6 protein-coding genes are annotated in these 9,587 nt (G+C 69.2%); 2 read left to right on the top strand and 4 right to left on the bottom strand.

The annotated features are described in order from the left end of the window. The first annotated feature begins 45 nt into the window (after nt 1–45). Together AC1KAT_RS18625 and pabB are read left to right on the top strand one after the other, a co-directional pair. A complete protein-coding gene (locus AC1KAT_RS18625; protein WP_480328467.1) occupies nt 46–873 on the top strand; it encodes a class I SAM-dependent methyltransferase in 828 nt (275 codons plus the stop codon). 10 nt (nt 874–883) lie between these two features. Then, nucleotides 884–2,977: an aminodeoxychorismate synthase component I gene (gene pabB / locus AC1KAT_RS18620; RefSeq protein ID WP_480328466.1), complete on the top strand. Its 2,094-nt coding sequence runs from the start codon at nt 884–886 to the stop codon at nt 2,975–2,977. A 28-nt stretch (nt 2,978–3,005) separates the two neighbouring features. Here pabB and AC1KAT_RS18615 read toward each other — a convergent pair whose 3' ends face one another. The 4 genes from AC1KAT_RS18615 to AC1KAT_RS18600 form a co-directional block, all read right to left on the bottom strand. Beyond that, nucleotides 3,006–4,526, bottom strand: coding sequence for an AAA family ATPase (locus AC1KAT_RS18615; RefSeq protein WP_480328465.1), 1,521 nt, complete (start codon nt 4,524–4,526; stop codon nt 3,006–3,008). A gap of 79 nt (nt 4,527–4,605) precedes the next feature. Further along, nucleotides 4,606–5,742: a tRNA guanosine(34) transglycosylase Tgt gene (tgt, locus tag AC1KAT_RS18610; RefSeq protein WP_480328464.1), complete on the bottom strand. Its 1,137-nt coding sequence runs from the start codon at nt 5,740–5,742 to the stop codon at nt 4,606–4,608. Between the two features lie 65 nt (nt 5,743–5,807). Continuing rightward, complete coding sequence (locus AC1KAT_RS18605; RefSeq protein WP_480328463.1) at nt 5,808–6,902, bottom strand: hypothetical protein; 1,095 nt, start codon at nt 6,900–6,902, stop codon at nt 5,808–5,810. 92 nt (nt 6,903–6,994) lie between these two features. Then, nucleotides 6,995–9,439: a hypothetical protein gene (locus AC1KAT_RS18600; RefSeq protein WP_480328462.1), complete on the bottom strand. Its 2,445-nt coding sequence runs from the start codon at nt 9,437–9,439 to the stop codon at nt 6,995–6,997. Nucleotides 9,440–9,587 lie beyond the last annotated feature (148 nt).

Below are 9,587 nucleotides of genomic sequence, written 5' to 3'. Positions count from 1 at the left end.
GCCAGGTTAGATCATGCCCGCCGAGAGATGGTCAGAACCGGCTTGGTGAAGCAGTTGCTGGATTCAGTGCCCCGCGACGCTCGAATCCTGGAGATCGGCGGCGGCTTCAACCCTCGCTACCTCAAGGCTACGCATCCCAATACCTTTCACCTGGACCATGCCACCCAGGATGAACTCAAGGCCAAGTACGCCGCCGACAAGGCGGTTGCACACCTCATCGATCGCATACAACCCGTGGACTTCGTGTCCGACGGTCGCTCGATCGACACCTTGGTCCCTCCGTCTCTGCGCTTCGACCTCATCTTCGGCTCGCACGTGATCGAGCACCAGGTTGACCTGATCGAGCACCTGCAATCGGTGCACCGCTTGTTGGCCCCTGGGGGGCGTGTCGTTCACCTCATCCCCGACCTGAGGTATTGCTTTGACATGCTGCGCTTTCCAACGGTCACGGCCGATGTGCTGGCCGCGCACCACCGACCGGCAAAGGTGCATCAAGGCAGGCAGGTCTTCGACGCCTTGTCGCGCGAAGTGTCCGCGAACGTCGGGCGGCCTCTGGAAGACGCCGAGATTCACAGCGTTCGCTACAACCACGAGCTGTTCGACGCCTACCGGCGGATGCTCGCAGCCGAGATGCCCGGACATGCGTACGAGGACCTCCACGCCTGGACCTTCACGCCCGAATCGTTCCAGCTTCTGCTGCTGGAGCTGCGACAGCTCGGACTCATCCAACTGCGTCCGACGGAGGTGACGATCACCTACAGCAACGAGTTCATGGCTGTTCTCGAACCCTGTGCGCCCGTGTCCCCTGAAGAGCGCCCCGCCCTCGATGCCGAGCGCTTCCGGCTCGCCTGCTCATTGCGTTTGAAGGTCTGACAATGGGCGCGTGAAAACGCTGATCCTCGACAACCATGACTCCTTCTCGTTCAACCTCGCACAGACCATCGGTGAGGTGAACGGCGAGGAGCCGCTCGTCGTGCGCAACGACGAGATGGCGCTCGACGCGGTGTTGGCGCTGCCCTTCGACAACATCGTCATCTCGCCCGGGCCGGGGCACCCCGGGAGGCCCAAAGACTTCGGCATTTCGGCGGGGTTGATCGCGGCGGTGCGCGACCAGTCGCTCGACCGGCCCTTGCTCGGCGTGTGCCTGGGCTTCCAGGGCATCGCGCTGGCGCATGGCTTCGAGGTCGTCCACGCGCCCGAGCCGGTGCATGGCCGCAGCAGCCTCGTGCACCACGACGGCCAGGGGCTGTTCGTCGGGTTGCCGAACCCGCTGTCGGTCGTGCGCTACCACTCGCTGTGCGTGCGCGACCCGTTGCAGGCACCCTTGCAGGCCACGGCGCACACCGGCGATGGCGTGCTGATGGCGCTGGCCCATGCGCACCGGCCGCTGTGGGGCGTGCAGTTCCACCCCGAGTCGATCTGCACCGAACATGGCCCGGACCTGCTGCGCAACTACCGCGACCTGAGCCTGCGTGCGTTGCGCACGCGGGTGCCACGCGGCGTGGTGCCGGCCGCCATGCCGCCCCCGCAGCCGGTCGCGAGACGAGGCATTCGCTGGCGCAAGTGGCGCTCGGCGGTGAGCGCCGAGACGGCCTTCGTCGGCCTGCATCGCGATTCGCGCGCGGCGTTCTGGCTCGACAGCAGCCGGGTGATCGACGGCTTCTCACGTTTCTCGTTCATGGGCGAAGGCGCTTCGACGTTGGACTACCGCGTGGCGACGCGCACGCTCGGCACGCAGCACGCGGGGGGGCGCGAGGCCCAGGCGCTGAGCAGCGTCTTCGACGCGCTGCGCGAACGCCTGGCCGCCGGTCGGGTGGCGCCCGACCCCGACCTGCCCTTCGACTTTTGCGGCGGCCTGGTGGGCTACCTGGGGTACGAGCTGAAGGCCGAGAGCGGCGGTGCGTGCGTGCACACGGCCGAGCTGCCCGATGCGCAACTGCTGCAGGTCGAGCGCTTCGTCGCCTTCGACCACGCCACCGGCGAGGTCTACGCGCTGGCCCTGCCCGAGGGCGACGACGACACCGCCGCGCTCTCGTGGATCGACCAGACGCAGGCACGCATCGAGGCCTTGGGCTTGGCCGACACCAACACGAACACCGACGCGCCCGCGCGACCCGCCGGCCCCGCGCCGCACTTCACACCCGACATGCCGCGCGCGCGCTACCTCGACGCCATCGCGCAGTGCCAGCAGAAGATCCGCGACGGCGAAAGCTACGAGGTGTGCCTGACGAACCGCCTGCGCGCGCAGGCGCCGGTCGAACCCTTGCCGCTGTACCGCCTGCTGCGCCAGCGCAACCCGGCGCCCTATGCGGCCTACCTGCGCTTTGCAGATGCGGCCGTGCTGTGCAGCTCACCCGAGCGCTTCTTGACGCTCGACCGCGAGCGCCGGCTCGAAGCGCGGCCGATCAAGGGCACTGCGGCGCGCCACGCCGATCCGGCGCAAGACGCGGCCGCCGCCGAGGCCTTGCGCCAGAGCGAGAAGACACGCGCCGAGAACCTGATGATCGTGGACCTGCTGCGCAACGACCTGGGCCGGGTGTGCAGCACCGGCAGCGTGCGGGTGCCGCGCCTGATGGCCATCGAGAGCTACGCCACGGTGCACCAGATGGTCAGCACCATCGAGGGCCGCTTGCGGCCCGGGCTGTCGGCGGTCGATGCCCTTCAGGCGGCCTTTCCCGGCGGCTCGATGACCGGGGCGCCGAAAGAACGCACGATGGACATCATCGATGCGCTCGAAGGCAGCGCGCGCGGCGTCTACTCGGGCGCGATCGGCTACCTGTCGTTCAGCGGCGCGATGGATCTGAACGTGGTGATCCGCACGCTGGTCGTGCAGGGCGACCGCCTGAGCCTCGGCACCGGCGGCGCGATCGTGGCGCTGTCGAACGCCGAAGACGAGTACGACGAAACGGTGCTGAAGGGCGAGGTGCTGGTGCGCACGGTGGCCGAGTACCTCGGCGGCGACCCGCCCGCCCCGTGAGGGGTCCTGGCGGCTTCACCACCCTCGCTCAGTCGGCGCTGACGGTGCGGTCGGCCGCCCAGGCGCGCAGGGCGCTCACCGCTTCGGCGCGAGTCACCGACAGCGGCTTGGTGCGGCGCAACTCGGTGCCCACATGCGTGGCGTCGGGTTTGGCGTTCTGCGCGTGCGCTTCGTAGCGCGAGGCCACCACCGCCGCTTCGATCTCGGCGCCCGAGTAGCCGTCGCTCAACTCGGTCAGCGCCTTCAGTGCGCCGTCGTTGAAGGCCACGCCGTGGCGCTTGAGGTGGATGCGGAAGATCGCGTCGCGCACGGCGGCGGTGGGCAGATCGACGAAGAAGATTTCATCGAAGCGGCCCTTGCGCATCAGCTCGGGCGGCAGGGTCTCGATGTCGTTGGCCGTGGCCACCAGAAAGACGCTGGAGCGGCGTTCGGCCATCCATGTGAGCAGCGTGCCCAGCATGCGCTTGCCAGCGCCCGTGTCGCCGTCGCCGCTGCCGCTGGCGAGGCCTTTCTCGATCTCGTCCATCCACAGCACGCAGGGCTGCATGGCGTCGGCCACGCGCAGGGCTTCGCGCAGCTTGCGTTCGCTTTCGCCCTGGTACTTGTCGAAGAGGGCGCCGAAGTCCATGCGAAACAGCGGCACCTGCCACGAGGCGGCGATGGCCTTGGCGGCGAGGCTCTTGCCCGCGCCTTGCACGCCCAGCAGCAACGCACCGCGCGGTGCCGGCAGGCCCGAGGCCTCGGGCTGCAAAAAGGGCGCCCGCCGCGCGGCGAGCCAGCGCTTCAGGGCGGCCATGCCGGCGACTTCGTCCATCGCCGGCAGCTGCTGTTCGAACACCAGCAGCTCGGCCACGCCCAGCGACTCGTGCTTGGCCGCGAGCACGGCGGCCAGGTCGGTGGTGGTGATGCGGCCATCGCCCAGGCTGAGGCGCGCCAAGTGCCGCACGGCCGATTCGGGCAGGCCGACCATGTGGCGCAGCAGCGACTGCAGCGTGTCGCGGCAGCCGGCGATGTCGCGCCCCGACTGGTCGCGCACGCGGCCGAGTTCGGCGCTGAAGAGCTTCTTCACGCGCTCCAGCGTCATCGGCTCGACCTCGAAGCGGCTGGCAAAGGGCGACAGCTCGTTGGGCAGGGTCACGTCGTGCCCGACCAGCACCAGTTGGCGGCCCTGGCTCTCACACTTGAGCGCCAGCTCTTTGATCGCGCGGGTGATGACCGGGTTGCTGAGGTAGGGGTGCACGTCGAGCAAGAGCACGATGGCCGCCGCCTTGAGCTTGTCGATCTGCTGCAGCGCGTCGGGCAGCTCTTGGGTGTCGTTGGCGGCGGGGCCCTCGTCCTTGCTGCCGAAGTCGAGCAGGCTCAGGCGCAGGCCGTGCACGACCCGCAGGCCGCGGCTGACGGACCAGCTCCACACCTCGCGCTCGGTGCGCTTCGAGACTTCGGTGAAGAGCGCCATCACGCGCGCCTCTTCGTGCGTTTCGATCACGACGACCGGCGTGCGGGTGGCGAGCAGGTCGAGCAGGGTCTGGGTTTGTTCGGGCGTGGGCATGGGGGCGACGGTTGAAGTGCAGGGCTTCGACAGGCTCGGCCCGAACGGATGAAACGGTCTGGCAGGGGCACCGGTGCCGCTACGTGGACACCCCACGCGCGCGGTCGGCCTTGAATTGCGCGCGGAAGGCCTCGAAGCGGCCGGCGTCCAGCGCCTCGCGCACTTCCTTCATCAGGTTCAGGTAGTAGTGCAGGTTGTGGATGGTGGTGAGCATCGGCCCGAGCATTTCGCCGCAGCGGTCGAGGTGGTGCAGGTAGGCGCGGCTGAAGCCCCGGGCGCAGGCATGGCAGGTGCAGGTCTCGTCGATCGGTCGTTCGTCGGTTTTGTAGCGGCTGTTTCGCAAACGCAAATCACCGAAACGGGTGAACAGGTGGCCGTTGCGCGCGTTGCGGGTGGGCATCACGCAGTCGAACATGTCCACGCCGGCCGCGACGCCTTCGACCAGGTCTTCGGGCGTGCCCACGCCCATCAGGTAGCGCGGCTTGTGCGCGGGCAGGTGGTGCGGGGTGTGCGCCATGATGCGCAGCATCTCGTCCTTGGGCTCGCCGACGCTGACGCCGCCGACGGCGTAGCCGGGCAGGTCGAGCTCGACCAAGGCGTTCAGCGACTCTTCGCGCAGGTTCTCGAACATGCCGCCTTGCACGATGCCGAAGAGCGCGTTGGGGTTCTCGAGCCGCTGGTGCTCGGCGAGGCAACGCTTGGCCCAGCGCAGGCTGAGTTCCATCGACGTGCGGGCTTCGCGTTCGGTGGTGAGGTGGCCCTTGGTTTCGTAGGGCGTGCACTCGTCGAACTGCATCACGATGTCGCTGTTGAGCACGCGCTGGATCTGCATGCTCACCTCGGGCGTCAGGAAGAGCTTGTCGCCGTTGACGGGCGAGGCGAACTTCACGCCCTCTTCGCTGATCTTGCGCATCTCGCCCAGGCTCCACACCTGGAAGCCGCCGCTGTCGGTGAGGATGGGCTTGGTCCAGCCCTCGAAGCGGTGCAGGCCGCCGAACTGCTGCATCACGCTCAAACCCGGCCGCAGCCACAGGTGGAAGGTGTTGCCGAGGATGATCTGGGCACCCATGTCGTCGAGCGACGCCGGCATCACGCCCTTGACGGTGCCGTAGGTGCCCACGGGCATGAAGATGGGGGTTTCGACGACGCCGTGGTTGAGCGTCAGACGGCCGCGGCGCGCATGGCCTTCGGTCTTGAGCAGGTCGAACTGGAGCATGCGGCGATTGTCGCCGTGCGCACCGGGCCGCCACCGGGCTCAGCGCGGCGCCAGCGTGCCGGCCGTCACAGCGGCCACAGCGCGCTCACGCCCAGTTCGCGCGAGTGGGCCTGCGGGCCCAGGCGGTCGGCCCCCAGGCGCAGGTTCAGGCCCTTCCAGCCGAGCCCCAGGCTCAGGCGCTGTTCGTGGTGGTGCCAGGTGGCGCCGTAGCGCCAGTCGCCCGCGCGCTGCTGCACGGCGACAGCCGGCAGCACGCCGAAGTGAGGCAGCCATTGGCCGCGCAGTTCGAGCGTGGTGCCGGCCTGCGGCTGCCACTCGCCGGCGAGCGTCACGCGGGCGGGGGCGTGGCGGCTGCGGCCGGCCTGGCTGTTCTGGCCCTGGATCAGGGGCTGGTAGACCACGAAGCCGTCGGCGTCGTAGGTCTGGGTGTTGGTCGAGAGGGTCGAGGTGTTCTGCGGCAGGCCTTGCCAGCGCAGCCAGCCGAGGTCGCGCCAGGCGACGCGTGCGGCCAGGGCCTCGCCTTGCCAGCGCAACTGGCCGTCGAGCAAGAACGCCTGGCCGCGTGCCGCGAAGCTGCGCTGGTACGGGAAGCGCAGGCGCTCGTCGGCTTCGTACGAACGCAGGTCGAAGCGGTAGGCGTCGCTCGCGGCGAGGTACGACGCGTGGCCGTCGATCTGCCGCTCGCGCCAGTTTTGCAGCACCAGGGCTTGCGCGCCCAGGTCGAGCTGCCAGCCGGGGGCCGGGCCGAAGCGGTGTTGCCAAGCAAGGCCGCTGCCGGCGAAGGCCAGGTAGCGTCCGCTGACCGACCAGGTGCGGTCGCCGGCCGGGCGGCCCGCGGACTCGGCATCGGCCGCCAGCGCGATGGCGTCGCGGCTGGCGATCAGCGTGGCGCTCTGGCGCGTCAACAGGCTGAAGCGGTGCGCGCCGCGCGTGTGCGTCAGGCGCAGCTCGTGGTCCACGTACGCAAGGTTGCGTCGGTGGCGCGCCGCCAATGCCTGCGCAAAGTCGGCGGTGTCGAAACGCGACAGCGGCAGCGGGTCGCTGTGCTGAGCCGCGTCGAGCTGCAGTGACCACGCGGTGGGGGCGGCCGCGGTCGCGCGGCCGGCGGCCAGCACCAGGGCCACGGCAGCGAGCGCACGCAGGGCAGGGGCAAGGTTCATGGCAAAAAGATGCGGATCATGAATGGAAATGGCCTCGCCATCTGCATGGCGAGGCCACCGGTCGGTTCGGGGCCGTCAGCGACCCCGGTGCCTCACAGACCGAAGTCGAGCGACGCGGTCGAGCCGTCCACGTAGGTCATCAGCATGCTGTTGCTGCGGTTCAGGGTGCCGATCTCGGTGCCGTTGCTGGCCGTGCCCAGGCGCAGCGAGGCGGTGTTGCTGCCGTCGGTCAAGTGCATCGAAACGCCGGCGCCGACCAGTTCGAGCGACATCGTCGCCGCGCCGGTGGCGGGTTGGGTGGCGCTGATGTTCACCGTCTGCGTAGCCACGTTGTTGACCAGGGTGCGGTACTGCGCGGTCATCGTCGAGGGCGAGTCGGCGTCGCTCAGCATCGAGGTGCTCAGCGTGAGCGCCAGGGTCGGACGGCTCGGCGCGCTGACCGTGCCCGAGAACTGGAAGCCCAGCGTCCAGTCGTTCGTGGCCGATGTGGGCAGCGTGTTGTTGTACTGCGCGTAGCCGGTCGCGGTGACGGTGAAGGTGCCGCTCAGGAATTCGGTGGTCACACCGCCCTCGATGTTGCGAAACTGCCCCGCCAGCGTGATGTTGGTCGGCACGTGGTACGTGTTCGACGCATCCCACACGTTGTCGGCCAGCGTCAGGCGGCCCACGAAGGCAGCCGTCGGCGTGGCCCAGGTCAGGCGCAGGTCGGCGGTGGCGAGCTCGCCGCCGAAGTCCGACACGGCACGCGAGTCACCGCGCGGCACGACGGCATCGTCGGCGGTCAGTGAGACCGGGATCTCGGTCAGCGTGGCCTGCGTCAGCGTGAGCGTGCCGATGGGGCTGGTGCCGCCGACGGCATATGCCTCCAGCGTGCCGGTGACCGTGGCCGTCGAGTCACCACGCACGGCACCTGGCGTGCGGGTGCCGGTGAGGCTCACGGTGTGGCGCTCGTTGACGAGCGTGTTGCCACCGTCCTCGAAGGCGCCCGGCAGGTCGCCGGCGATGGTGAAGCCCACGACGCGCTCCTGGCTGTCGGCCTCGACCGACACGGTGCCCGCATAGGCGCTGGCCTGCAGCGAGGTGTTGGACTGCTGCGTGCACACACCGTTGACGCAGTTGTCGGTGGTTTGACGGGCGCGGCTCTGGTAGGTGAACGCCGTGGTGGACGTCGGGGTCAGCGTGAACCCATGGCGCCAGCGCGTGATGTTCGCGCTGCCGCCGAGGTTCTGGCGCACGACGTAGTAGATCGCCTGGCAGGTCACGTAATTGGCGTTCGACGGGGCCGTGGCGGGGGTCGTGCCGGCGCTGTCTTGCACCACGGTGCAGCCGACGGTGGTCATCGTCGGCACATTGCTCGCGTCGGCGTTGGCCACGAAGTCGGAGGCCGGGGCACGGCCACGCGTCGCGGTGCTCACGCGCCCGGCCACGTAGTCGCGGTACAGGTCGATGCCGGTCAGCAGCGCGCTCGAATCCTTGACCAGCAGCTCGACCGGCGCCTGCACGTCACGCATCGCGGCCTCGAACTTCTCGCCCTCGGCCTGCACGGCCGAGCTTTCGTTGCCGGTGCGGCCGAAGATCGAGACCCAGTCGCTGCGCAGGCTGTTGAAGAAGGTCTTGGCCGCGGCGATGGCGGTCTGCACGTTCGAGCCGATGTTCGACGGCGGCGGCGTGCCGGTGCCTTCGAGGTTGTCGGTGACGATGGCCACCGTGGTGGGCGGCAGGCTGTTGTCGGTGACGACCTCTTCGACCGCCGCGACCAGAGCGGCCGAGACGTCCACCCCGCCGGTCGTGCCAGGCTTGGTGGAGCTGAGGCTGGCGCTGTCGGCCAGCGTGTCGACCACGCACTTGGTGCGCTCGGCCAGGGTGGTCTGGGTGCAACCCAGCTCTGACTCGTTGGCCAGCTTCGACACCGCCGTCAGCATGGTGGCGAAGGTGAGCTGCTGCGTGTTGCTGCCCGCATCGGCAATGGTGGTGGGCGTCACCGTGGTCGGGTTGAAGCCCAGCAGCGCCGTCACGTTGACCACGGCCTGCGCGGCGTTGGCGGCGGTCACGCCGCCGGTGCCGCTTTCGGCGGCGGCGACGGCCAGTTCGCTGAAGGGGGTGACGCTGGCGCTGGTGGTCACGGTGCCCGCGGTTTGCGGCACGAACAGCGCGCGCATCGAGAAGTCGGGGGCGACCGGCGTTTCGCCGCTGATTTCGTCGACCTGCGTGGTGGCGGGCAGTTGGCCGGCCGGCTTCGGGCTCACGCGAATCACGTACGGCTGGCTCGCCGTGGCGGTGAAGCTCAGGCTGTAGGCGCCGTCGGCGTCGGTCGTGTCTTCGGCCAGCACGGTGCTCAGGTTGACGCTGCCGTCGCTGGCGATCGGGTGGGCGCGCACGATGGCGTTGCGCAGCGTGCCCTTGGCCGCCACGCCGCTCAGGGACACCGAGGCCGAGGTGTTGTCGCTCGGCGGCGGGCTGTCGCCACCTCCGCCTCCGCCGCAGGCGGTGACCAGACCGGCAGCCAGCATGCTGGCCAGAATTCTTGTGTGTTGCATGTGCTCTCTCCGTGAGTGGGCCGCCTGGGGGCCGAGGGACTCGAATATGGACAGAGCCCCCGTTGTGCGCATCAACCAAACGGCCGATGGCGCCGCACGAGGTGTGTGATTTCTCTCAGGCCGTGGGCCAGGGCCCGTCGATTGCCGC

This window comes from Piscinibacter sp. PDB5-1 (assembly GCF_056676035.1).
The sequence above is the reverse complement of the archived record's forward strand: the minus strand, read 5'-3'. Positions and strand labels throughout refer to the sequence as shown.

What these genes read in the sequence shown, in the direction of transcription:
- AC1KAT_RS18615 (WP_480328465.1), bottom strand. Translation starts at nt 4,526, where the DNA reads ATGCCCACGCCCGAACAAACCCAGACCCTGCTCGACCTGCTCGCCACC.
- AC1KAT_RS18605 (WP_480328463.1), bottom strand. Translation starts at nt 6,902, where the DNA reads ATGAACCTTGCCCCTGCCCTGCGTGCGCTCGCTGCCGTGGCCCTGGTG.
- tgt (WP_480328464.1), bottom strand. Translation starts at nt 5,742, where the DNA reads ATGCTCCAGTTCGACCTGCTCAAGACCGAAGGCCATGCGCGCCGCGGC.
- AC1KAT_RS18600 (WP_480328462.1), bottom strand. Translation starts at nt 9,439, where the DNA reads ATGCAACACACAAGAATTCTGGCCAGCATGCTGGCTGCCGGTCTGGTC.